26 protein-coding genes are annotated in these 24,909 nt (G+C 45.2%); 6 read left to right on the top strand and 20 right to left on the bottom strand.

The features are described from left to right. Positions 1–12: 12 nt before the first annotated feature. The 15 genes from DESDE_RS08615 to DESDE_RS08550 form a co-directional block, all read right to left on the bottom strand. Entirely contained in the window at positions 13–1,218 is a 1,206-nt protein-coding gene (locus tag DESDE_RS08615) for a B12-binding domain-containing radical SAM protein (RefSeq protein WP_014793649.1), read from the bottom strand. Positions 1,219–1,308: 90 nt separating this feature from the next. Continuing rightward, positions 1,309–2,796, bottom strand: a complete 1,488-nt coding sequence (locus tag DESDE_RS08610; RefSeq protein ID WP_014793648.1) for a hypothetical protein — start codon at positions 2,794–2,796, stop codon at positions 1,309–1,311. Next, the gene (locus DESDE_RS08605) at positions 2,789–4,183 is read right to left on the bottom strand and encodes a sensor histidine kinase (RefSeq protein WP_014793647.1); all 1,395 of its coding nucleotides are present in this window, start codon (positions 4,181–4,183) and stop codon (positions 2,789–2,791) included. The genes DESDE_RS08610 and DESDE_RS08605 overlap by 8 nt, the downstream gene beginning before the upstream one ends. Then, complete coding sequence (locus tag DESDE_RS08600; RefSeq protein WP_014793646.1) at positions 4,180–4,893, bottom strand: response regulator transcription factor; 714 nt, start codon at positions 4,891–4,893, stop codon at positions 4,180–4,182. The genes DESDE_RS08605 and DESDE_RS08600 overlap by 4 nt, the downstream gene beginning before the upstream one ends. 66 nt (positions 4,894–4,959) lie before the next feature. After that, entirely contained in the window at positions 4,960–6,885 is a 1,926-nt protein-coding gene (locus tag DESDE_RS08595; protein ID WP_041917245.1) for an acyltransferase family protein, read from the bottom strand. 382 nt (positions 6,886–7,267) lie between these two features. Next, positions 7,268–7,426, bottom strand: a complete 159-nt coding sequence (locus tag DESDE_RS21840) for a hypothetical protein (RefSeq protein ID WP_158309864.1) — start codon at positions 7,424–7,426, stop codon at positions 7,268–7,270. Between the two features lie 157 nt (positions 7,427–7,583). Then, positions 7,584–9,065: a methyl-accepting chemotaxis protein gene (locus DESDE_RS08590; protein ID WP_014793644.1), complete on the bottom strand. Its 1,482-nt coding sequence runs from the start codon at positions 9,063–9,065 to the stop codon at positions 7,584–7,586. 208 nt (positions 9,066–9,273) lie between these two features. After that, positions 9,274–10,221 carry a DUF1848 domain-containing protein gene (locus tag DESDE_RS08585; protein WP_014793643.1) on the bottom strand — a complete coding sequence of 316 codons (948 nt, stop codon included), beginning with the start codon at positions 10,219–10,221 and terminating at the stop codon, positions 9,274–9,276. Between the two features lie 19 nt (positions 10,222–10,240). Further along, the gene (locus DESDE_RS08580) at positions 10,241–10,924 is read right to left on the bottom strand and encodes a DNA alkylation repair protein (RefSeq protein WP_014793642.1); all 684 of its coding nucleotides are present in this window, start codon (positions 10,922–10,924) and stop codon (positions 10,241–10,243) included. A 187-nt stretch (positions 10,925–11,111) separates the two neighbouring features. Then, entirely contained in the window at positions 11,112–12,089 is a 978-nt protein-coding gene (locus DESDE_RS08575; RefSeq protein WP_014793641.1) for a D-alanyl-D-alanine carboxypeptidase family protein, read from the bottom strand. A 91-nt stretch (positions 12,090–12,180) separates the two neighbouring features. After that, positions 12,181–13,320 carry a sensor histidine kinase gene (locus DESDE_RS08570; protein ID WP_014793640.1) on the bottom strand — a complete coding sequence of 380 codons (1,140 nt, stop codon included), beginning with the start codon at positions 13,318–13,320 and terminating at the stop codon, positions 12,181–12,183. After that, a complete protein-coding gene (gene vanR, locus DESDE_RS08565; protein WP_014793639.1) occupies positions 13,310–14,008 on the bottom strand; it encodes a VanR-ABDEGLN family response regulator transcription factor in 699 nt (232 codons plus the stop codon). Before vanR ends, DESDE_RS08570 begins: the two co-directional genes overlap by 11 nt. Positions 14,009–14,255: 247 nt before the next feature. After that, the gene (locus DESDE_RS08560; protein WP_014793638.1) at positions 14,256–14,831 is read right to left on the bottom strand and encodes a hypothetical protein; all 576 of its coding nucleotides are present in this window, start codon (positions 14,829–14,831) and stop codon (positions 14,256–14,258) included. Further along, the gene (locus DESDE_RS08555) at positions 14,818–15,144 is read right to left on the bottom strand and encodes a PadR family transcriptional regulator (RefSeq protein WP_014793637.1); all 327 of its coding nucleotides are present in this window, start codon (positions 15,142–15,144) and stop codon (positions 14,818–14,820) included. Before DESDE_RS08555 ends, DESDE_RS08560 begins: the two co-directional genes overlap by 14 nt. A gap of 289 nt (positions 15,145–15,433) precedes the next feature. Next, positions 15,434–15,646 carry a hypothetical protein gene (locus DESDE_RS08550; protein WP_014793636.1) on the bottom strand — a complete coding sequence of 71 codons (213 nt, stop codon included), beginning with the start codon at positions 15,644–15,646 and terminating at the stop codon, positions 15,434–15,436. Between the two features lie 213 nt (positions 15,647–15,859). Here DESDE_RS08550 and DESDE_RS08545 point away from each other — a divergent pair, with 213 nt between their 5' ends. Then, entirely contained in the window at positions 15,860–16,759 is a 900-nt protein-coding gene (locus DESDE_RS08545; RefSeq protein ID WP_014793635.1) for an ABC transporter ATP-binding protein, read from the top strand. Continuing rightward, positions 16,756–17,562, top strand: coding sequence for an ABC transporter permease subunit (locus DESDE_RS08540; RefSeq protein WP_014793634.1), 807 nt, complete (start codon positions 16,756–16,758; stop codon positions 17,560–17,562). Before DESDE_RS08545 ends, DESDE_RS08540 begins: the two co-directional genes overlap by 4 nt. Positions 17,563–17,653: 91 nt before the next feature. On the opposite strand, the gene DESDE_RS08535 is transcribed toward DESDE_RS08540, so the two are convergent. The 3 genes from DESDE_RS08535 to DESDE_RS08525 form a co-directional block, all read right to left on the bottom strand. Further along, positions 17,654–18,091 (bottom strand): VOC family protein, encoded by a 438-nt coding sequence (locus DESDE_RS08535; protein WP_014793633.1) that lies wholly within the window; start codon positions 18,089–18,091, stop codon positions 17,654–17,656. A gap of 157 nt (positions 18,092–18,248) precedes the next feature. Next, positions 18,249–19,211, bottom strand: coding sequence for a DMT family transporter (locus DESDE_RS08530; RefSeq protein WP_014793632.1), 963 nt, complete (start codon positions 19,209–19,211; stop codon positions 18,249–18,251). Continuing rightward, positions 19,211–19,474: a SymE family type I addiction module toxin gene (locus DESDE_RS08525; RefSeq protein WP_014793631.1), complete on the bottom strand. Its 264-nt coding sequence runs from the start codon at positions 19,472–19,474 to the stop codon at positions 19,211–19,213. Before DESDE_RS08525 ends, DESDE_RS08530 begins: the two co-directional genes overlap by 1 nt. Before the next feature lie 579 nt (positions 19,475–20,053). Here DESDE_RS08525 and DESDE_RS08520 point away from each other — a divergent pair. The 4 genes from DESDE_RS08520 (at position 20,054) to DESDE_RS22500 (ending at position 23,507) form a co-directional block, all read left to right on the top strand. Continuing rightward, positions 20,054–20,521, top strand: a complete 468-nt coding sequence (locus tag DESDE_RS08520; protein ID WP_014793630.1) for a hypothetical protein — start codon at positions 20,054–20,056, stop codon at positions 20,519–20,521. 21 nt (positions 20,522–20,542) lie between these two features. Continuing rightward, positions 20,543–21,286 (top strand): hypothetical protein, encoded by a 744-nt coding sequence (locus DESDE_RS08515; RefSeq protein WP_014793629.1) that lies wholly within the window; start codon positions 20,543–20,545, stop codon positions 21,284–21,286. 683 nt (positions 21,287–21,969) lie between these two features. Beyond that, positions 21,970–22,935 carry a LysM peptidoglycan-binding domain-containing protein gene (locus DESDE_RS08510; RefSeq protein WP_014793628.1) on the top strand — a complete coding sequence of 322 codons (966 nt, stop codon included), beginning with the start codon at positions 21,970–21,972 and terminating at the stop codon, positions 22,933–22,935. Between the two features lie 434 nt (positions 22,936–23,369). Beyond that, complete coding sequence (locus tag DESDE_RS22500; protein ID WP_242831373.1) at positions 23,370–23,507, top strand: SHOCT domain-containing protein; 138 nt, start codon at positions 23,370–23,372, stop codon at positions 23,505–23,507. Between the two features lie 167 nt (positions 23,508–23,674). On the opposite strand, the gene DESDE_RS08505 is transcribed toward DESDE_RS22500, so the two are convergent. Then, positions 23,675–24,310 (bottom strand): hypothetical protein, encoded by a 636-nt coding sequence (locus DESDE_RS08505; protein ID WP_014793627.1) that lies wholly within the window; start codon positions 24,308–24,310, stop codon positions 23,675–23,677. After that, entirely contained in the window at positions 24,298–24,804 is a 507-nt protein-coding gene (locus tag DESDE_RS08500) for a flavodoxin family protein (RefSeq protein ID WP_014793626.1), read from the bottom strand. The genes DESDE_RS08505 and DESDE_RS08500 overlap by 13 nt, the downstream gene beginning before the upstream one ends. Between the last annotated feature and the right edge of the window lie 105 nt (positions 24,805–24,909).

The raw sequence follows: 24,909 nt of genomic DNA, 5'->3' as shown, positions 1-24,909 counted from the left end.
AATCAACATACTCTACTCATTCGGTCCATAAAGCTTATATGAAAAATAATAGGAGAGATTTAAAGGCAGCGTCCACCATAACCCTGCCGTTGATTTGCTTAATCTTTTCCCAATGCTTTTTAGAGAATAGAACTGACTGTTTACCCAGTTAAAACCTTCCAGCAGTTCCTCACAAGTCATATTTTTAGGTTTAAAGACGACATCTCTTCTCCCATTGTATTTACTCCAATCATAGGTCAATATTCTGCCTTCATCTTCAAGGCGCTTGAACAGAGGAGTACCCGGATAGGGAGTAAGCATATTGAAGGTAGCATTTTGAACTCCGGCAGCTTCAAGGAAAGAAATCGTTTTTCCGAAAATACTTTTGTCATCTTCATCAAAACCGAAAATAATCCCTACCTGTACAGATATTCCATAGGAGTGGATCTTTTTAATGATTTTATAGTAATCTTTAACTTTATTGAAGGATTTATTGGCGTTATCCAAGCTGATTTGAGATACCGACTCTAGTCCCAGGAACAGCTGCTTGCAGCCGCTTTTGGCCGCCAATTCCAATAGATCATCATTCCATCCGGCGTGAATACTGGTCTGACTGCTCCACCATTTTCGATAAGGAACGAGCGCCCGGAAAAGTTCCTTGGCGTACTGTAGATCTGCTGCAAGATTGTCATCCCAGAAGATAATAACTTTCCCGTTGAAAGAGCCGTATTCCCTGGCAACTTCTTCAACGGGCCTTTTTCTGAATTTGCAATGATACATTACTGCTAAAGCACAGAACTCGCATTGATTAGGGCAGCCACGGGTTGCAAACATAATTCCCCCGGAATGATCCCTTCTGTGAAATAAATCTTTGCGTGCCATAGGGAGGTTAGTCAGGGAAGAGGGATGCTTTTGTTCATATCTTTTTTTAAACCGTTTATTCTCAAAATCAGTCAGAAATTCTATCCATGTATCTTCCGCTTCCCCTATAAATATAGCATCGGCATGCTTTTCGGCTTCATCCGGCAGCAGTGACACATGGGGTCCGCCCATGACCACGGGTATACCTCTTTTCCTGAATTCTGCAGCTATTTCATACACATAGTTGGCACTGGGGGTATGAAACGTTATGCCGACTAAATCTGCTTCCTGATTAAAATCGATCTCTTCCTGACCTTCATCGATATGCTTTATTTCCCAATGCGATGGGGGCTTAAGAAAATAATTTAGGCAAGGCAAAGTTTAATGATTTGCTGGAAACACTAAAAAAATTACAAGAATCCGCCGAATTATGAAATTAAGCAAGGGCCTCAAAAATTGAGGCCCTTATCAGCGCATCCGCACAGAGTCCTTTGCCAGGGCTTGGGCACCATAAACGAGAAAGGACTTTTCCCAGCTGTCCACATAAGACCCAGTACCCCACTCCGCCATGATTACAGTAGCTCCTTCCGGCAGATCAAGCTCCGCCAAAGGGGTTTCCCCTAATTGCTCCGTGCCGATGGGATAAATCGTTAATTTGTTTTTGGTTTTGACCAGGGCGATATCCTTATTGGGCGAAGTAAAAGCGTCTAAGGCATCGGGAACCCGGTCTTTAATTTTGTACCAGCTTAAAACCAAGGTATCGTAGAAGATCAAATTAGCCGGAGGAATGAGCTTAAGTTCAAAATCTGTTTCCTCAAAAACCCCTCCATTTTGATAATTGATTCTCCCCACCAGGGACCAATGGCCGTTTTTCCGTATCAGGCCAAAATTTTCCCCGGGCTCATCCTGGTTAATCGAAGTCATTCCTTTCTCCCTTAAGGCTGCGACAGCCTGTTCCCTGGCGCTTAAATAGGCGTTAAATCCCTTGTCCCCCAACAAATCGGACACTTTAATCTCGGTAGAGGATGAGAGTTTGTCCACGGGTAGCATCTGCAATTGATTGACACCGGAAGTTCTCTTTTCGATGGCAACAAAGTCATTACCGATATAATGGATGACTCTTTCCGCCGGATCGGTAGTGCCTTGATCCTCCGTTTCCGCTCCGGCTTCTGTTTCTGTTTCCCCTGTCTTCAGCTCGGGTACCTTGACCGTTACATTGCGGGCAGTAAGCAGATTGCCTGTCTTGCCGGCGGAGGAGAGGTCCTGGACACTAAGTTCCCAAAAACCGCTGGTCCGCGGGAAAAAAAGCTGGTCAGAGGCCAGGACCGGGTGGAGTTGATGGTGATCGGCGGCAATCCATAGTGTCTGATAGGTATAGCCTGTGTCTGAGGGGATCCTCAGTCCCAGCAAGACGCCGGATATCCCTTCCCTGCTATCCTGGTTCAGATCCTGGGCATTGGTATTCGCCGCTCCCAGGGTACTGTCGGCCTCATCAGCAACCTTCTTCAATAAAAGAACCTTATTTTGCACAAAGAAAATCATCCCGGTATCATCCAGCTTCATAAATTCTCCCAGATAATTGGTAGCGGCATAAACCGTAATCACATCAACCTTCTCGGTTTTCGGGCCGAAAATACCGGCCGGGGGGATATATTTTGTCTGCAAATAATCCTCGGCCTTCACTCTTTTGATTTTATAGGAAGGATTATCCCAGACATGGCCGCCGAAAGAGATGGCGCCTGGAGCAAATTGAACATCACTCCCTAACCATTGCTGGGTTCCTCCTTCGCTGCCGTTGGCATCCAACTCCTGAAGCACCTTCCATTTCCCTCCCAAGGAACTGACCGGGCTGGAGGGCGGGATAATCTTACCTGCCGATGCGCCCGAAAATTCGGCGCAGCCGCTAAGGATGAGCAGCAAAAAAGAAAGGAGAAGAAGGAGGGATTTTTTAACCATTGGCACACACCTCTCGAGGCAAAGTAATGACCACAGTCGTTCCCACATTGACTTCACTGCGGATTTCCAGCCGGCCTTGCATCAGGGTAACGATCTCTTCACAGATGGATAAACCAATCCCGTTTCGGGAGCGTGAGGTCTTGCCCTTGTAAAACTTTTCCTTCACCATGGGCAGCTCCTCGCCGGCAATGCCGCACCCGTTGTCGGAGATCGTAAAGGTATAGTCTTTCTCCCCTACCTCGGCCTCAAAGCGGACGTACCCCTCGGCAGGCGTAAAATTCAAGGCATTATCCAAAATATTGATCAGCACTTGTTTTAAACGGTTAGGATCGGTCAGCAAGTCGGGAAGGTTCTCCGGGTAAACCACCGTAAACTGGATATTTTCCCGTGTCGCCCGGGGGGTCAGCTGTTTGCGGATATGCTCCATCAACTCGGCCAAATTGACATTGACATATTTAAGCTTGATCCTGCCGGAAACAAATTTGGAAAAGTCCAGGAGTTCTTCGACCATCTGGGTGAGCCGTTCGGCCTCTTTGGCAATGATGCCGAGACCGTCGTTCAACGTTTCTTTCTGCTGGAATTTTTCACTTTGCAGGGTAATGGCCCAGCCCATAATCGAGGTTAAGGGAGTGCGCAATTCGTGGGAAACCGAAGATATGAAATCATTTTTCAGCTTTTCTTTTTTGGTTATTTCTTCTGCCATATAGTTTAATGTGTCGGCGAGCTTGCCGATCTCGTCATTCCGCTTTTTCCTGCTCTTGATCTGAAAATTGCCTGCCGCCATGCTTTCTGCAACGGCTGTCACTTCCTTCAAGGGGATAAGAATGGTATTGGCTAAGAAAATACTGAGCAAACCGACCACCAGTGCCACAAAGAGACCGATAGCGATAAAAATTTTAGCCGTGTCCTGAATATCCTGATCAATTTCGCTGGTAGAACCAATAAAACGCAGGGCCCCCACAATTTGTCCCTCCGATTTTAAAGGATAGGCTACGGCCATAACTTTCTGACCGTTTAATTTTCCCACCCATTCCCCCATCTTATCATTGAGGGCATCCTGAATATCCTCCATGGGTTCTCCTTGTTCCGGGATCGTCCCCAGAGAGTCCATGACAATCGTCCCGTCTTTATCGACAATTTCCACTTGGGCATTGCTTTGATTCCAAAAGGCATCCACATTATACAGGATGTTATCTTCCAGGGAGGTATCGGAATAGTATTTGGAGTACATGTCCGCGCTGATTTTCACCTGGTTGGTCAGGTTGCCCCTCAGGCTGCCGTAATAATTCTGCTGGACGGTATAGATAAGCAGCACTTCCAGGATGGCCACCGAAACCAAAATCACGATCATGAAATTCGCTGTCAGTCTCCCTCTAATCCCTTTCATGGCAACCTCCCAGTTGTCTCCTTCTGCCACCGGTAACCGGAACCCCAAATGGTTTTAATATGCCGGGGCTCAGAGGGGTTGTCCTCGATTTTTTCCCGGAGCCGTCGGATATGCACATCCAGAGTTTTCGTATCCCCAAAATAATCTTCTCCCCAGATGGCATTCAGCATCTCCTCCCTGCGCAAGGCTTTCCCTGGATTTTCCATAAACATTTTTAACAAGGAGTATTCCGTGGGGGTGAGCTCCACTTCCTGATTGTTTTTGAGGAGTTTATTGGCAACAGTATCCAGATGCAGACTGCCGTAAGTATAGGCTCTTCTGCCGGGTTCATAGCGATCCCGGCGTCTTAACAGTGCTTTGATCCTGGCAATTAATTCGAAAGGATTAAAGGGCTTGACCATATAATCATCCGCTCCCAGTTCAAGCCCCATAATTTTATCCGTATCCTGCCCCTTGGCCGTGAGCATGATAATCAGCGGGTCCGGCATGGTTCCGCGAATGTGCTGACAGACTTCCAGTCCGTCCATCCCCGGCAGCATCAGATCCAGGACCACTAAATCAGGGAGAAATGTGGTAAGCAGAGCCAGGGCATCCTCCCCGCTCTCCGCTTCTCCCACTTCATATCCGGCCGTCTCCAGATTAAGGGTGATAAAACGCCGGATCGATGCTTCATCTTCAACAACCAGTACTTTTACCTTATTCTCGTGCATAGTCTCATCCCTCAGTTTTCGCTTTAGGTTTTTTCTAATTATAACACGATTTTTGTTTTATCACTTTTATTTGGGAGATAAGGCGTTGATGAGCATCTCTCCGTAGGCTTCCACCCCAGCCTGGGTCAGATGAACTCCGTCGGAGTAGAAGTAATCGTTATGGCCCTTGCTTGTTGAATACCAATCGATCAGTTTGGTCTTGGGGTAAGTCTGGGCTACTCTTTTGAGAGTCTCATTTACCTCTCCTTCCCAAGGCTTGGGGACCCGGGAATTGATCAGCAGGATCTCGGGACTTCCTTGCAGGGAGTCGAGAGTTTGCTTGAGTTGTTTTTCGCTGAAGGAACCGTTCGTTCCCAATTGAATAATCACGGTTTTCCCCAGCTTGCCCTCTTTCTGAAGCCCGGCAATAATCTCCGGGGCCTGATACATCTGTCTTCCTAGTTGGGCATCGACGACAACCCCCTTAAGCCGTTCCTGTAAAACAGGTGCTACATTAATCATGACGGAATCGCCGATGACTGTAATATCATTCCCGGCAGTGTCCCCCTTGACGGCATTGTCTTTCTGCTCCGTCTCTTGGGTTTCATCTTCTTGTTTATTCACATTTTCATTTGCATTTTCATTTTCATTTGCATTTTCATTCTGAGTCTGTGTTTGTTCTGTTGCCTCATGGTTCTCCGTTATAGCTTTTGCTGAAATTCCCGCACCCTCATTGCCGGAGTTATCAGCAACACAAGCGGGAGTTATAAACAACAGCACAGCCATCAGCATTATACTGAGAGAAATTTTGGCGCCGACACCCAATGGTCTTTGCCACCACTGAAGAACCGGTGTCCGCCTCCGCCCCCGTCTCCGCCTTCCGTACCGGATGGGGTCCTCAATGAAGTAGCGGGACAGGGCGGCCAGAATAATGCTTAACCCGATTTGCCAGAGGGTACGGGAAAGATCCAAGCCTCCCGTATTCACAACGGGATTGGTCAGGATGATGACGGGATAATGCCACAGATAAATTCCGTAGGAACACTCTCCCAGCCAGCGCAAGGGTCCCCAGCTGAAGAACCGGCCCAGAAAACTGGACGGGTGGGCCAGAACGGCCACCAAAACAGCCGCGGCAACAGAGAAGAGCAAGAGTCCGCCCTGATAGAGGAAGGCCTGGTATTGGTTGGTTTTCCCAATCATCAACAGCACCACCAATAGCCCCAGAATGCCTGCCCCATCAAGAACCCATCTTTTTGAGCCGGAGAGTTCCCCGGCCATCTTCCCGCTGGGCCAAGCCATAGCTAGAACTGCTCCCACCAGCAAAGAGAACGCCCGAGTGTCCGTTCCATAATAGATCCGGCTGGGATCCTGACCCGGTATATAGATCAAGGCCATGGCCGCAGCCGATGCCAATGTAACAGCAATTGTTCCCACGGTCAGCCATTTGCGTTGCCGGATCCGGCTCAGTCCCAGTCCCAAAAGGAGGGGCCAGATAACATAGAACTGTTCTTCTACCGCCAAAGACCAGAGATGCCCCAAGGGAGACGGAGGGCCGAAGCTTTCAAAGTAGGAGACCTGATGAAAGATCAGATACCAGTTACTGATATAGAATACCGCGGCCAGGGCTTCTCCCTTCAAGGCTGCCAGTCGTTCCGGAGCCCAAAGCATCATCCAGAGCATTACCCCCGCCAGCATTACAAAAACAGCGGGCAGTAGCCGTCGGGCCCGGCGCAGCCAAAAATCTTTCAAGTCAATCCTTCCGGTGCCATCCCATTGTTTCAGGAGAATATTGGTGATTAAATACCCGGACAGCACAAAGAACAAAGTTACCCCTAAAAGTCCTCCCGGCGCCCAGGATACATTGAGATGGTAGGCAATCACGGCAAACACCGCCAAAGCCCTCAGGCCGTCCAAGCCCGGCATATAGCCGCTGGAATGCGCCCGTACTCTCCTCCCCCTTTGCGGTCGGTTCGGCTGTTCATACAATTGATTCGTTTTTGTGCTGCAATTCATTTCATCTTCACTCTCCACTTGTGCCAGGCTCCGGATCTTGCCGTCATAGCTATTTCTTCCTCTTCACCTTACCAAGTTTTGAGTTGTAGTGCTTTACAAAAACCTTAAAAATTCTTACGGAAAAGTTAAAAATTCACGAATGGTGACACATCGTGAGAAATAAAGAAAAAAGAGCGTTTAAACGCTCTTTTAAACCCTCCATCTTTACCATAATATCCCATAAAAATATTTTTTGCATATGATGATATATAAACTAAAGGGGGTTGAATTTATGTTTTTATGCGGAGCTGGTATAGCGATAATTGCCATTTCCATCCTCATTTTAATTGCTTTAGGCCTTGTATTCTGATCTGAGATTCGCTTTTAGCAGCTTTGATCCCAGTTAGCCGCGTTCCCACCAGGGAGAGATAGCAAAATCTTCAACGTTGAAGATTTTGCTATCTCTCCCTGGTGGCTCTCCCATTTCCTTCTCTATTTCAATCCACGCTCCCATACAGGGAGCGACAACAAAAAGTAAACAAAAATCATCCGATAGACGCATTTTTGTTTACTTTTTCAAACTATTCTACCCAATGACCGAATCTTAACCCACTATATCTTCTGCATTTCAACAATTTTCTTCTCATTTCGCGGGCGAATCCCCCGGCATTTTCATGTTCACTACAGGTTCGCACCAGATGAGAGAGACGAATGCTATCTCAGCTCGCCTTGCTGGTTCTCAAGATCTCCACCCCTTGAGCGCTGCTGTCTTCTATGACATGGCTGACTTCATCCAATCTGGCGAAAATATCCTGAGATAGCTCTTTCGTATGTAAAAACAGTTCCCTGGCCAATTCCGGTTTATTTTTATTGACGGCCTCGATGACCTTGCTGCCGTTGGAGTGCAGTTCGTCATGAACATGATCGATGGCTTGCCAGGTTTCTTCCAAAACGGTTCCGGCAACATCCATGGAATGATAAAAATGACCGAAGGCGCATTTCTTGGAGTTGGTTTGCAAAGGATAGGTTGTCATTTCCTCTACGATTCTGTTCAGATTTTTAATCCAGTTGGAATGAGCCGCCTTAGCCTTGGTGATATTCTCCAGCAGTTCCTGATTGGATATAGCATTCTTGCCCCCGTTCAGGGCAGTGATCATTTCTCTTACAAGCTCACTGAGTTCATCATCAATCCGTGCTATCTCTTTGGCGTTGTCGGCGCTTTGAGTCGCATCATCCTGAATCCTCTGAGTCATAATCGTGAGCTTTTCAGCATCCTGAGCCGATGCCTCCATGGCCTGATTAATCTGGTATGCAGATTCTTTGATATTTCCCAGTGATTCTGTGATCAGGTCAACATCATTGATAGTGTTCTTTAACATGGACACATTTTCGATGATGGTCTTGGATATCATATCCAATTCGGAATGCATCTTGCCGGTGGAGCTCATGGTGTTTTCCATGCTCGCCTGCCCGCTTACCGCTGCCTGTTGAATGTTATTCACAAAGGAACGCATATCCCCCAGGCTGGTTTTGGTGCTATCCGCCAGCTTTCTGACTTCTTCCGCTACGACAGCAAAGCCTCTTCCCGCTTCCCCGGCCCGAGCTGCCTCGATGGCGGCATTTAAGGCCAGCAGGTTGGTCTGATTAGCGATATTCTCCACACCGTCCACAATCTCATTGACTTTTGCCGCCATCTCCACCAGGACCCTGATTTGTTCGCTCATTAACGCGGCATCCTTGGAGACCTCGTTTTTCAGCACATCGATTTCCTTAATCCGGGTAATTCCTTCGTCATTTTTCAGGACAAGTTCCTTGGAGGATTCCTGAAGATTGTTCATTACATCAGAAGTGTAGCTGATGGAGTTGTTCACTTCACTCATGCTGGCGCTGATCTCTTCGACGATTGCCAGATTGGATTCACTGATAGTTGACATCTCTCTGGCGAATTCCACCAGTTTGTTGGAAGAGTGAGTCATCTCCACATCAAAATTGCTTAAAGCTGAAGTCAGCCCAATCATTTTTTTCGAGCTTCTGGACATCTGCTCTTCACTGGATAGAAGTTTTTCAAAGATTGTCACAAGGTTTTGGTGAATGGGGTACTCCACATTCGGAAGATCAACCTTTATCCCTTTCATCCTGTCTTCTACGCTCTTAATAACACATATGGCTTCTTCACAGGGGGCTTTTTTGAAAAAATTCACTATTGAACTCTCCCTCCTTTAAAAATCTTTTAATTTCTGACTACAAATATGTGAATTTCTTTTCTTACTTAACCACACAGTGGTATCTATTGCTATTATGTACTGACAGCAGAATAATTTCAAATGATATCAAAATAAAGAGTGAAATTTTACATAAGTATAACGTCCAACCTTCAAACTATCAAGATAAAAATGATTATAAACCCCTCTAAAACAAGGTTAACTGCGAATCCTTCCGGGAGCACATTTTCCGCTCCGTTATTATAGCGTTATTGGTAAGACCGCCAATCAAAACCGGTGACTTCGGATCATGGTCGGCCCTATTGTTCCGTACAGTTTGCGGGGAGGAAGTCCCATAACAGTAAATGCATCCGTGGGGACAGCTGTCATAAGTGCCGATCTCCACACTTTCGATACATCCGCAGGAGGGCCGCTGGTTGGGGTCTTTTTTGGTAAGGATTCTACACTGAAGAATCTCTTCAATCATACCTTGATCAATGCATGAAGCAGGTCGGATCCCATATGGGCTCAAATCCACAGATTCACAGCAGGTAAAGAGACCCAGGCGATGCCTCCGGGCAATCGCGGAAAAGCCTTGGGCTATTCGCTCCATGGCAGTTTCATCCGCTTCCTTTCCCTCCTGGGCTAAAGCAAGACTCATGGCTTGGCGCACTTTGGGATACAAGTCCAAAAAGCTTAAAATACAACGGTGGGTGTAGCCTTCTAAGGCCGCCGCCATTCGTTCAAATTGCTCCAGGTGATACTCAAGATCCAGATCGGCGTTCAGAATTACAGGATCATACCGCCATACCACACGTTCCGGCCCCAGCATCGTGCTCAGCTTCTGAAAGGTCTTGAGCAAAATTTCCTTGGGCGGTAGATTCTGCTCCATGTCCCGCTCATAGGGGGTCAGGGTAAACTGAAAATAAAAGGGGTATCCCAGGGCGGTGATCTCTGCCAACCGTGGGAGCATGGGAGATGGATTCTTTGTCCAAAAAACGAGGCAGTCCACAACTTGGGGGCTTAATTCCACACGGCTGTAACGGGATAGACATCTGGGATTGGGCACCTGAACATACCCTTCCCGGAGGCGGTTGAGCAGCCATTCAGAATAGAAGGCAGGAATGTCCGTACGGCGGCTGGCACTGACGATCACCGGCTTTCCTCCTTCCGTTTTATTTGCGCTTCATAAGGCGAATCTGCTTTTTTGTTTCCTGATCCACTCGATAGGATTCCGTGATTTTTTGCAGGGATTTGTTATAAGTAAAATCATCTAGATGATTGTTCTGCAAGTAAGGCATAGTCTGCTCCGGCAGCTTGATATAGCAGATGGAAACTGCCCAGGCCACCGCCATTTTCACATAATATCCTTCATGCCGGATACCGTCCAGTATTTCCAGTACGGCTTCGATATGTTCCTTATCGCTATAATAAAAGAGCAGCATGACCACCGCAAACCGGATTTCAAATTCTTCTTCCGACCGGGCATAGGGCTGAAGAAACTCCCAAACCAACTCCATGTTTTCCTTCGTAAAATTCAGTCCGCTGCAAAAGCTGTCACACACGGACCAATTATTTATTTTCGGCACAAATTCCCGGATAGTGGAAAGCCTTTCTTCCGGTGAGCACTTGGCACAACCAATGACCATGCCCTGGAGCATGATTTCCTCAAAGAAATCCTCCCGGGCAGTCTTTAAGTATTCCCGCCAGTCCGCCTTTGTGATCTCCTTTGCCATTTTGCGCAAGAGGGGGAGGCGGACTCCCAGGATATTGCTGATATTCGGGAGCAGACCGGAAGCAAATACCCGGTATTCTTCTTCCGCCAGTTCCCTCAATTGACCCTTGATTTCTGCCTGCATCCGACCACTCCTTTTTGCTTCCATTATGCCACACTTCCCATCTCATAGCATCTTCAACGGAACGATTATTCCACCTCTAATATAATCCTTCTTTTGGGGGGCCTGTCTTCCCATATTGCATCATTCAATTTTACATGGAGTCAGATATAAGCAATGCTCAAACCGCATATCCGAGAAGTGCCACATTCTATTCCTTTTCCAACCTGTTGTACACTGTCAAGGCATCGGTAATATTGTATTGCTCGGAATTGTGATTCCCTTTGGCCCCGGCTGTGATCAGAATATAGTGTTCCTTATCCACTTGAGCGAAGCTGGCGAGACACAGGCCCGCCTCATCGGTATATCCGGTTTTTCCTCCTAAAATTTCCCCTCCCCTGATTCTTGAGTTGCCCAGTGCCGTAAACATGGTACTGTAAAAAGTTATTCCGCCAGGATGCTTATTGGTAGATTGAGTAGAATGACGGGATGAGGTGAAAATTTCCCGGAAAGTATCATTCTGCAGAGCATAATTGAGAAGAACCGCCAGATCCTTGACGGTTGTGTAGTGGTTTTTCGCGTGAAGTCCGGTGGTATTTTCAAAATTGGTATGGTTCATGCCCAGCTCTGCCGCCTTTTGATTCATCATGAGAGCGAATTTCCTCTCTGATCCGGCAATTCTCTCCGCAAGCCCGATACAGCTTTCCGCACCGCTTGGCAGCATGACACCGTATAACAGATCCATGGCTCTGACCTGCTCATCCGGCTGGAAGCCTGCCATGGTGGCATTGGCTTGGTACAATTCCTGAAACATCGATTGGGGAAGTTTAATTTGCTCCTGCAGATCGGGCAGATTTTCTATAGCCACAATAGCTGTCATTATTTTTGTCAAAGAAGCCGGATAGATTTTTTCTTCACTGTTCTTCTCCATTAAAATTCTCTGATCCTTTAAACGGACTAGAATTGCCTGAGAACTGTTCAACCTCCCGGCGGATACCGGGACAGCGGATTGAGTCTCAGGCTTTAGCGGGGAAACCGCTGCTGTTCTATCTTCAGAGATTTTCTCCCATAAGTGCTGAGGTTCAGGGATGTACCTATACCCTAAGACAGCTAGTACAACCAGGAGCAGAGGTAACAACAGTACTGGTTTTCTTGATTTTCGCTTTTTTATCCTTATTCTTTGCGCCATAAAAACAACTCCTTATTTTGTGCTGATATTATTCAAGCACAAAACAAGGAGCCATATAGGAATTCCAGCTTATGAACTTCTTAAGATTTCCTTATGACGGAAGTTTTACGGTAAATACGGTATATTCCGGCTTGCTTTCCACGACGATTATTCCATTATGAACCGCAATAATCTCCTGGGCAATGGCCAGGCCCAGCCCGGCTCCCCCCGTGTCTGTGGAACGAGCGGAATCAAGCCGATAAAACTTTTCAAAAATCGTATCCAGTTTTTGTGGGGGGATGGGATCCCCCCGATTGGTGAACGTGATGATCACATTTTCTGCTTGTTGGACTGCAGTAATGTCAATAACGCTGTTTTCATAGCTATAGGCAATAGCATTTTTCAGGATATTATTGAAGACACGGGCCAGCTTATCGGCATCCCCAACCAGGATCAGTTCATCGGGGGCATGAATAAGGACCTTTTTTCCCTGTGGGGTCAGCATGGGGTAAAACTCGTCGGCAAGCTGTTGCAGCATAAAGGCCAGTTTTATTTTGCCTTTGTTTAAAACAATGGACTGGAGGTTAAAACGGGTTATTTCAAAAAACTCATGGATCAATTCTTCCAAGCGATAGGCTTTATCCAAGGCGATCCCGGTGTATTTGGCTTTTTGCTCCGCCGGCATATCCGGCGCATCATTTAAAAGGCTTAAGTATCCGATCACCGAAGCAAGGGGTGTTTTCAGGTCATGGGCCAGATAAGTGATTAAATCGTTCTTCCGTTGCATTTCCATTTGCATAAGCTGCTGATGCTTTTGAGACATTGATTTTATCTTGATAAGCTGTGCTCCAATCTCAAAATACCTTTTGGGCAATACTAAGTCATCCGTGTTGGAGTCCATGTAAGATTTCAAGACGTTCGTAATAAAGGCGATGTCCTTTTTACTGCTATAACGTGCATAAAGATAGGTCGAAACGCTCATGCACAGGGCCAAAATCAGAATAAAAGCGATAAAACCGTAAATAAAAAATCCTTTAATTTCCGGCCAGCTTCTGAAGAGCACGCCGATTTTTTGATCATATGGCAAGGCGGAGTCGGCATATCGGGGATCGATATAAAAAAGATTATAGATCCATTCTTTGATGACTCCGTTAAACCCTTGGTCTACCAGCCATAGCATCCCTAAACAAAACAGGCTGGTTGCTATCAAGATCATGGGAAGGTTCACAAGGCCTTTTTCATTATTTTTCAATTTTATAGCCTACCCCCCATACGGTTTTGATGTATTTAGGATGCTCGGCGCTGTCCTGCATCTTTTCCCTTAAATGCCGGATATGAACCATCACCGTATTATTGCTGTTGCTGAAATACTTATCTCCCCATACCTCCTGGAATAATCTTTCCGAACTGACGACCCGTCCGCGATTGGAGCAAAGAACCCAAAGAATTGAAAACTCTGTCGGTGTAAGGGAAAGCTTCTTCTCATTCAGAGTACATTCATGGGTATCCAAGTCCAAGACCAGGCCGGAAAAAGCAATCAACCGCTCATCCTGCCCTGTTTCTCCAATATTGTACTTGGTAAACCGCCGCAGTTGGGCTTTGACCCGGGCAATCAGCTCCAATGGCCGGAAGGGCTTTGTAATATAGTCGTCCGCACCTAAAGTAAGCCCAGTAATTTTGTCAATTTCCTCCTCTTTGGCTGTCAGCATGATAACAGGAAAAGTATAGTTCTCCCGGATTTGCTGACAGATCGAAAACCCATCCACATCAGGAAGCATCACATCCAAAATGGCCAGGTCCAGTTTTTCTTTTTCAATACAATCCAAGGCGCCCTTACCGTTATAAAATTTGAAAACCTTATAGTTTTCATTAGTCAGATAAACTTCTACCAAATCAGCAATCGCCTGTTCATCATCCACCAGCAAGATATTAGCTGCCAACAGCATCAACTTCTTTCTTTCAAGCCTATGTGCCCATTATTATTGTACTTCGAAGTAAAAAATAATCCGCAGCTTTTCTCTTAATAAAACCTTAAGATTTTATTAATACAGGATGTTTCTCTAATTCTTAAAAGCGTCCTCCCTTCACTATCATAGTGGAGTGAGGACGCTTGCGGACGGTTTACGCAACAGCTTTTCGATAAACATGTGTCGCATCAATCGGATAAGGCCATATAACCACCCCTTTTTAGTGTCTTTTCTTTAAAGAGATGATGGCATTGCTGATCAGACCCAGGGCGATTCCGACGGTTATCCCCACAGCAGTCCCAATCAGGGTATCGATCCAGCCGCCGGCCAGGAACATTGCCCGTCCCCCGCTGCCGAGAAACCCGGTCAGGGTGCCGATGGCGATCCCAAAGAAGAGAAATCCCGCATAGAACAAACCGACGGCTTCATAATCAGCAGGATTTAAGTTTAAATAATACTCGGTGAACCGTTCCTGCAAATCGGCTGACTTAGCCGTTTCACTGCGGAACCTGAGCTCCTCCTTGGCCCGTTTAAACGCTTCCTGCTCGGAATACCCCTCGGCGATCAAATCATTCATGTAATCACTCATATAGAGAATCATATCGTTTTGCGCTTCCAATGCTCTCTCCGAGCGGTTCTTCAGCTTGGCCAGCTTCGCTGTGACTTTGCTTTTGGTCTCACCGGTTTTACGGCGCAGTTTTTCCAGATAAGTCATTTCTGCTTCTTCCAAGTAGTGCTGGGACTGCTCCTTGGCAAACTGGTAGATTTTTTCTCTGATCTCTTTACTGAAGCTCATCATTCTTACCCCCATTATTTCTTAAATTTTGAATCCGCTCACTTAAGAAATCCCATCTCGCCCAAAAGGCCGCCAGTTCCTCAACCCCCCGCTCGTTGAGCGTATAGAACTTCCTGGGGGGGCCAATTTCCGAGGGTTTCCTGGTGATGTGAACCAGCTTGTTCTTTTCCAGCCGCAAGAGCAAGGCATACACGGTTGCTTCCGCAAGGTCTTTAAAACCCATAGCATGCAGTTTTTTGGCAATCTCATATCCGTATATTTCACCCCGGCTGATGATCTCCAGCACGATCCCGTCCAAAACGCCTTTGAGCATTTCGCTTAGGTTATCCAGAATACTACCTCCTTGGTATTCAACAACGTTGGTAATCTATATTATTGAGTACCGCTACATAATAACATAGAGTAGTCAGTTGTTCAAGAGCTGGAGGCCGATAACTAAGCGACAAATTATTTCCTTTTTAAGCTTAAATAAATAATGGCACCGGAACGTTCATCCCGATACCATAGAAGAATACACTTTGTTCTATCCAGAAGAAGGAGCTTAGATGCAGAGATACTGGTTGTTGGCCAAGCGGCGATCAATGGGCACAGCGCTGCAATCCCTACTGTCCTCTTCTAAAGGACATTCTCGGGGCATTTTGAACACGATTAAATAAATCATTGGGAGAATTAATACCCTTCTTAGCCAAGAACCGCTGTAAGCCGTTAGGCATCGGGGGGTTACCCTGATTAAGGAACCCTGGATCTTGACTGACAAACCCTTCTCCCTCTCCACTGAAAGAGCCTGCTGTAAATCGATTTCTGCCTAAAAACATAGTTCTTTTCCTCCTTTAAGCGTCGGTTAGAACACCGACTGAATGAACCATCACTAACTCAATGCGGATAACATAGTTTATTCCATATAATGGTATATAGTTACCATGATCGTCCCTATTCCTACTTCGAAATAAGAAAAACTAAAACTCTTTAGCCGAAGAACGCATACCTTATATGGAATAAAAAGGATTTTTTATAAAGGTGGGAGGGCTTTGCTTGAAGTCAGTGAACTCACGAAATCCTATCATAAGGTAAGAGGGGTAAAAGACCTTTCCTTTCAGGTTGAATCAGGGACGGCTTTCGGATTTTTAGGACCGAATGGAGCCGGCAAAACCACCACAATTCGCCTGCTTATGGGTTTTATGAAACCCGACCTGGGCAGCGCAAGAATTTGGGGGCTGGATTGCTGGCAGGATCGGGCAGAGCTAAAGCGGATTATCAGTTATCTTCCCGGTGAACTGCACTTTATGGAACAGTTCACAGGCCAGGAGTTCCTGGATCTTATCGAAGGTATGCATGGAGCGCACGAGACTATCAGAAAAAATCAAATAGACCTTCTTCGCATTCTTGAACTCGATCCGAGTCAGGGAATTCGGAAAATGTCCAAAGGCATGAAGCAGAAATTGGGCATCATTGCTGCATTAATGCTGGACTCTCCCGTTCTTATTCTAGACGAACCCACATCAGGCCTTGATCCCCTCATGCGGAAAACCTTTATCGAGCTGATTCTTGAAGAGAAAAAAAGAGGAAAAACCATTTTCATGTCTTCCCACCATTTCTCAGAGATCGAAAGAACCTGTGAACGTGTGGGAATTATTCGGGATGGTGAGCTTCTCGCCATTCAGGATATAGCCCTGCTCAAACAGAAGGAGCGTCAAACTTTCGACATTGAGGTTGGAGGAGAAGAGGATGCAGAATTTCTCCGGCAAAGCGGCCTCACTCTTTACCCCTTAGATCATCATAAGTTTACTATCCAAGTTGAGGGTGAACAGGAATTATTATGGAAGACCCTGGCGCAAATTCAGGTTAAGCGCTTTCAACAAGGCTCTCTTGAGCTGGAGGAAGCATTTATGCACTATTACCACTCAAGTTTAAGGGGGGATGGCACTTGAATCGGGCATTATTTCGAGCCATGATGAAGCACAATCGCAAAAAGATAGGGAAACTTGCTGCGGGGATCATCCTCTATGAAACCCTCTTAACCTGGGTCTATCCTCTGGTCTCCGAGAATTCGGCTGTAGCTCAGATCACTGAATCCATACCCTCAGCTGTAAAAACCGTATTCGGAGTCGCCGAAGAGGCACGGGCGGATACCTTTGAAGCCTTTATCTCCGCCCAATTTTTAGCACGGATTTGGGCGATGCTTATGGCTTTATATAATGTGGAGACAGCGAATGATCTACTGGCAAAATTGGCCGATGACGGCTCCCTTGCCTTGCTCCTCTCCACCCCGGTTCCACGGGGCGAATATCTGTCCACGCAAGCCCTGGTTCTTTTCAGCGGGAATGCTCTGTTAGTTCTCGGCACCATTCTCGGGCTGTACTGCGGGGCCCGCTGGTTTGGAATTACTATTAATAGCTGGAGCTATTTTCGTTTTGGGATTCTCGGACTCGTCTTTTATTCATTTATCGGTGCCTATAGCCTATTTTTCTCCGCGTTGACTGCCCATGAGGATAGTGCCTTCACTCTGGCAGCAGGAGTGACTTTAGCCTTCTACGCCTTAGATGTGGCCGGGGGACTCAGTGATAAACTTTCTTGGATTCGTAAACTCTCTCTCTTTCAGTGTTATCAGCCCCAAGAAGTACTCGAAGGGGCTTCTGGCCCGGCAAAGAAGACCTTCGGGCTGATTGCCGGCTCATTTATTCTTCTCTGGTTAGGGATTTATGCTTTTAATAAAAAAGATTTAGCCATTTGATAGGCCATAACTGTACCGGACCAAAAAACTTAAGCCTAAAACCCTCAACATATTGAGGATTTTAGGCTTAATAATTAGTTCAACAACCTTATTATCGATTATCCATTTTCTCTTCCGAGAGTCGCACCCGTTCTTCGAAGCTCACTACTTTGTGCATTTGATGCAGCATCCATAAGTAACCGAAGGGATCTGCAAATATAGCGTTGGATACACCGTAATCAGCCAATTCCGTCACCGGCTGCACCTCTGTACAACCCGTCCCGATGGCCTTGGCATAGGTCTCCTTGATGTCGGGAACGAGGATATTGAACCAGATTGTTTTAGGTTGATCCGGCTTCGGCGCATTGAGCCCAAACTGAGGATTTTCATCCAACATATGAAAACGCACTCCGTACAGAGTAAAAACGACTTCATTTTTCCCTTGAGGAAAATCCGTTACCTCAACCCGTTCGATCTCAAATATCTTTTCGTATAATGCCAGGGCTTTCAAGCTATCTTCCAGAACCATATCAATTTCCACTCCGACCATTTTCCGGCACACTCCTTTTCATGCTTGACAAAATAGTTGACTTCATTCATTTCCACTATTTTATTATGTACAGGTATAGCCAAACTATCATCAGGCTTTAGCTCCCTTTCAAAATGCCTGCCTGGTCATTGACCAGCCAGCCCCTTATAAAAATACCTCAGCCAACTCGACCTTTTGTTTTACTTCTTGCACCCATAAAATTTGTCCCTACAACGCCGGTGATAATCATAATTCCGCCAATGACATGATAGAAATGAAAGGCTTCTTGTAAAAATAAGACACCAGCGAGGATAGTAATGAGTGTGGCAACATTACTGAATACACTCATTTTAGCAGCTTCTATCTTGGATAAAACAAAGTTGGCAAGGAAGGAGGTTACAAGGGACGATAATATTCCTAAATACAAAATAGCCAATACAAATTGCCAGTGTAGAAAGGGTTGAAAAAACTCACCTACTGTTCCTTCGATCACACGACTTCCAATTGCCAAACTATTAAAGGCAACAAAACCAAATAATGTCATGATATAAGTCAAGGTCAATAAAGAATAGCGTTGGGTAAGCTTGCGTGCCAAAACATTATACAAAGCATTAGTAAAAGCAGAAATGATAATAAGTACACTTCCTATTATATTTGCTGTTTCAGATTCTACACCACTCATGGTAAGTAAAAAAATCACACCAGACACTGATAAAAATACAGAAATAAGTTGTCCCCGGCCGGCCTTTTCTTTCAAAATGGAGACAGCTAACAGCAAAGTAAAAATAGGAACGGTGGATTGGATGATTCCAGCTTCTGAAGAGGTGGTTCGAGCCAAACCAAAGATTTGGAAACCAAAAAACAAAATAGGATACAATGTTGCCAGAGGTGCAATTTGTGTAACATCATGCCAACCTATTTTCACCTTTTTTTTAGAAAAGATGATAAAAAGTGTTGCTACAAAAAAGGCAACGGTAAAGCGATGTGCTAAAGTATCTAAGGGTGTCGCTACTGCCAAAGTCAATTTAACAAACATAAAGGATAGTCCAATAATGAATGCATAGACTATCGCCGCCAGATAAGCCATTCTTTTTTCAGCCATAGTGATGACCATTCCTTTCCGTTGCGCACTCTTACCCATTAAGTTTCTTTAACCATGGACGTAATTCCTCCATGTCTGCATAAAAAACAATCCTCTTGAAATGGATCTGCCTGCTCCGGCAAAGGCAGGGCCTTAATCACCAATCCGTCCTTGGTTTCTCTCACTTCGATTTTAGCACCGGGCAAAAAGCCCAGCTCCTGCAGCCATTTGCCCCGCAAGCGGATGAAGGGGCGCTCCACCCCGTTCTGATGGGTATAAGCAACGGTGAGGATACGGGTACCCGTTCCTGTAATACGATCCATATAACTTTCCCCCTGTGCCGGCCAGCACCGGACCAGGCCCGTGGTCACCAAGGGGCCCAGTTACCGGCAGCATGGCGGTGATCAGGGGAAATTAAAAAGCGCATGCAAGGTTTTTATCCCTACACATGCGCTTGGTTTCATCGTGTCTCAATCTTCTGCTCCATCAAGTCGCACACAACCAGCAGGCGCCTGGACCGCAGTTCGATTATACGCCCCTCGCTTGTACTCAGGCGGAGGGCATTGTATAATTGATCTGTCGCCGTGGACAGCTTGCTGTTACGTGTAGGTGCCTTGTACACCTTGCGCGTGCCTGAAAGTGTTCCCGCACTTTCGGGCCGCGGCGGCTTTTTAATTTCCACCTATAACCATTATAGCGTATCTGCACGGAAATACAAGCAAACTGCATCACATAAAGAACGGGGTATGATGACCATTAAATTGGCTAGCGTATTCCCGTTCTTTTTACATTTTTCTGTTTGCTGCTTACGCAACACTACTGTAAAAAAACGCACTTTACTTTGTCTCACTTACAATAGTTGTACATATAATGGTAAAAAGAGGGAAAGGGGGTGCTAATTGATGGATAATAAACCTAAAAGTAAAAAAAAGAAAAAAACTTTAGTAGAAAAAAATGAACACCACCAACATGATCATTGTCCAACCACTATTCATGAGACTGTTTGTGTTAAAGCAAAGGTTACAATTACTCCAGATGTAAAAGTCCATGATATAAAATATTATTGTGACGAGGGACCAATTAACTGGGATTGCGAAAAAACGAAGAATTGCGCTAATTCTTGTACCTTTGAGGTAGGCCAAAAGATATGCGTTGAAATTCCGTTAATTTTTTCTGCTGACGCCAAAGTAGATCCTCTTGGGATAGTTTGCGAAACACCTCTAAGTGAAAATTGTCATGATAAACCTCCTTGTAAGCCAAAAGACCCTGTATTGGACCCTCTATTAGAAAATGATCTTATTCTAAATCTTATAAGAAGATATTCCCCAATGCTTAAAAATCTACTAAAAGGATTGGGGTATCTTAAATAAATCAAAGAAAGGAAGAAATATATGAAAGAACCATGTGGTTGTGAAGAATCTAATGTAACTGTCCAACAAGAGCAACAACAAGAAGAATGCTCAAGAACTTTTCATGAGGAGGTCTGTGTCCAAGCTAATGTCGTCATTTCTCCCGTAGTAGTGCCCGGTACAACAAAAACATTTTGCTTAGGTGATCCACGAATTGGCCCTTGCGAAGGTACAGTTCAGCCCAATTGTACTTTCTCCGTTAATCAAAGAATTTGTGTCCAAGTTCCAATTACTTTTAGCGCTACTGCTGTTGCAACTCCGGGTGGAATTGTTTGCGGTACACCGCTAGTAGGGCCATGTAGCCCCACAACTTTCACGTGTTGCGAATTTATCATGGCAACACAAGGAAGAACAGCAGATGGAGTCCGACTACCAAGTTTATCTATTCAACTCTGTGGTCCTGCAAATCAATGTTCACCACAAGGCAACCACATCAATGTTGAGTTCCCAGCCAGTGGTCCTAATTTTGAAATTAACCTCACAGAAATGCAGACTATGCAATGCAACAGCCCACAACCTGGTTTGATAACTGTTACTGCACAAGCAAACTTCAATAATGGATCAGGTAACACCGAACTTGCAAACTTCACATTTATTTTTAACTCAACAAACAATACAGTCCACATCACCGCTACTAGTGTCGCTAATGGTACTACGCTTCTCAATACAACGATTACTCTTACTGGTAACGTTCGATTTGTACCTTGTACTCCTACTGTAGGTTGATTCAGAATGCTGCTCCTGAGAGTTAAACTCAGGAGCAGCATTCTATTGGCTCCTGCCTGCCCGAGGCACTGTCCGAAATGACATAGCCGTTTCTAATAGTTTTTATTTTGTGCTATATTGGCTCATGCGGACACTCTAAATGACGGATCGGAATGTGTAGAAGGCTCCTGGGTCAGTCTGGTCCACGGAGGTAACGTGATAGCTGTATAAAGAAAAGGAGAATCCCAAATCGTATTGGTTCTGGTTAATCTAATATTAAACCGCCCGCCTTCATAAATATGTATATGAAACGCAGGCGGTTCTTTCTGTTATCAGGACATGATACCAGCCTTTCCCCTAGGGATCACTTAAATTTCAGTTGTAAAATATAATACATGATACTAATTTTTTAAAAACGATCGTCAGATATTGCATAATTATTAGTTTTAAAATAATAAGAAACACTAAATTCCAATCCTAATAATTAAAAATTCTTTATTTATCCTTGAAATTTTCACAAATGGTATTATAATTTTATTGCTTGGTGAAAAGTAGCAATTTTAGCAATACTCCTGCTTTAAAGTCATAAAAAGGTTATAAAAAAATCATAGAAGTAATTATTATTGACTAAGTAAGGAGGGGAAAATTCATTATAAGGAGGAGTATTTGACACCAATGCAAAAAAAATAGTGGAGGTTAGTATTTTGAAGATTACTAAAACAATTTCTTTAACTTTGTTAGTCGTCTTTTTTATCTTCACAACCATCCCCTCAGCGGTTTTTGGGGTTCCTGCCGACAAGTATTCGTATTCGCTGACCGGTAAAATTGGCACCGAAACCGCAACCCTTCAGTTCGAACCCAGCCCAGCCGAGGAATTCGAAGTTGTTCTTGTGGAAGCGAACGCTGTAGTAAAGTTCACACCCAAAGAAACAATGTCAGCCAGTATTAGAGCCTATGATCCTGAAGGCTTCTATGCAGGCAATCTCATGTGGACGATAGACGGCCAGGAAGAAGCCGTGACTGAAATTAAAGCCAATAAAACAGCAACAGCGATCCTGGCTGAGAATTTTTGGGGTATGGAGCCTTATTACGTACTTAGTTTTGGTAATGCTGGTGATACTACCAAGATCGTTTATAAGATTTCCGATGGCACAGCAGTTCCGGCTCCAGAACCTACTCCTGTTCAAACTCCGGAGCCTGCTCCTGCTCCAACTCCAGAGCCCGCTCCTGCTCCAACTCCAGAGCCCGCTCCTGCTCCAACTCCGAAACCTGCTCCTGTTCCAACTCCGGCACCTGCAGCAGACTCTCAAGGAAATGTTACATATACAGTACAAGCGGGAGATACTTTGGGAACTATTGCTTTGAACCATTATGGAAGCTACGAGTATCATACAAAAATATATAATGCCAATAAGGAACTTCTTAAGAAAAACAACAATAACCTAACTATCGGCATGAGCCTCGTTTTACCTGGTGATGGAATGTTGCCCGCTCTTAAGAGCGAAAGTGGAACAATTTACACTGTCCAAGCTGGGGATACACTTGGCAAGATTGCAGCGAAGTATTATGGAGATTCAAGCAAATATATGAATATATATGAAGCTAATAAGGATAGAATCAAAAATCCGAACCTGATCTTCGAAGGACAAAAAATTGTTATAACAAAATAGGCCGATCTGACACCTAAAAGCGTCTATTATATTCTATAAATTAAAATAGTAGTAAAGTTAAAGCAGGTCGGCAGTGAAAATGCCGGCCTGCTTTAACTTTACTACTCCTAAATTTTGGTCTATGTTATAAAAAATATAAGCTATAAATATAAATATAAGCTATAAATATTAAGAAGCGATCTCTACGTTGGACAAGTACTCTATCCGTTGTGAAAATACAAGCACAAATACTGTTGAAGTGGATAAGAAAATGAGTTTTATTCGCGGAGGAAACGGCGAAAACGTAACTTTTTCCGCCAAGCCAGTTGGGGGTGGTTGCGACATTCTTATAACTGTGTCACCAAAAGGCCTGCCCTATTTACTCTGGCAAACGAATTGTGAAAAGGTTGCACAAGTCACTTTGTCGGCACTTCTCGGAAAAAATTCAGAGCTATTTGACAAACGAACAAGACGAGAAAAATACTTCGTTAAGTGCAGCTGACGAAATTAAAAAATATAAGGAGCTTTTAGACATAGGTGCAATTTCCCAAGATGAATATGAAGCTAAAAAGAAACAACTGCTCGGATTGTAATAGTATCATTTCCCTTTTGATTGGGTAAGAAAGACCGCCGACAAAAATCGACGGCCTTTTCCTTACCTAGCTTTTTGCGGGTGATAAAAGCCTGTAAAACCAGTACGATTAGTTTTCATCTTTAAATATTTTCGAGGTCCGCTCTCTTCCCTTGATACAGAAAATCCCTACTTCCGCTGAAACAAATCTTCTGTCTTCAGCCCATTAGCCTTAACCATCTTCCGCCAGCCCGCTTCCGCCGCGAATTTATAGGCAAACCTGGGAAAGTTGGCCGTAATAAAAAGATGATCCCCACCGGTACGGCGGGCAATATTGGCGGCCAGGGTTTCCAGTGCCTTGCCAAGATTCTTCTTAGGCCCGCTCCCTACCGGGACATTCTTTACCGCCGGAAGCATTCCCCCCGCTCCGATTCCCAGGCCCTGCCCCCATTGCCAGCCTGATTTTGCGCACCAGTTTTCCACCATTTCCAGAGCCAGCCCGCACTGCTCTCCCTCATAAAAACCGCAGTTTACCAGACAATAAACCGTGACCTTTGGCGTAGGCTTGGCTTTAAAGTGATTCTCCAGCTGAGCTAAACAGCTCAATACATGGGAGGGAATTCCGTCCACATATAAAGGAAAGGCTAAAATCCAAACGTCCTGCTCTCCCAGCTGCTCCATGTGTTCAATGCTCAGCTGTGGCTTGCGGAAATCATATTCTGTAATCTCACTGTCGTTCACAAAGGTCCGCAGTGCCTGCAACACAGCTTTCGAAGCACTGTTTTTGGCCTTGGGACTCCCGTTGATTAACGCTATTTTCTGCATAACTGTCCCTCCAGCTCTGCCGGTTCCCGAACAAAAGAAACCTTGACCCTTTGACAGTTCAGATTGATTGCATTGGCCCGGACTAATTTTTCCGCAGTCCGTTGTTCTTTTTCACTGATCTCTCCATAAAACCAAACACTCAAATCCAGGGGCAGATCATAGCGAGGCCTGTGGTGCATCTCCCCGTTTCTAATCACAAAATAGGGATGAATATAGGAGATGCTCCGATCCAGCACATTTTTGACAAAAGGGCTGTATCCGCCGTAGAAGCATTGGCTGACAATCATGAGTTCACTGCTGTGCCCTAAATTCGCTCCCATGTCACCATACTCATCCCGGATTACGCAAGCCCCAGGTGTCTTGACCCAGCAGCCAAAGCATCCGATACAGTGCTGAATTTTCCCGTTATTGGTGATGATTTTGGTATCTCCGCCCAGCCCGGGCTTGATTTTACCCAGCTCTTCCTGATCAAGATCATGAATCAACAGCCTCATAGAGTACCCCCTTTAAAAGAGCCCTTTCCACATTAATTATAACATATAAAAAATTGTAAATGCAGACTATTTGTTCCTTTTCCCCACTGCTATAATGCAATAGCA

This window comes from Desulfitobacterium dehalogenans ATCC 51507, assembly GCF_000243155.2.
Classification (GTDB): domain Bacteria; phylum Bacillota; class Desulfitobacteriia; order Desulfitobacteriales; family Desulfitobacteriaceae; genus Desulfitobacterium; species Desulfitobacterium dehalogenans.
This window is presented reverse-complemented; position numbering and strand designations above follow the sequence as displayed.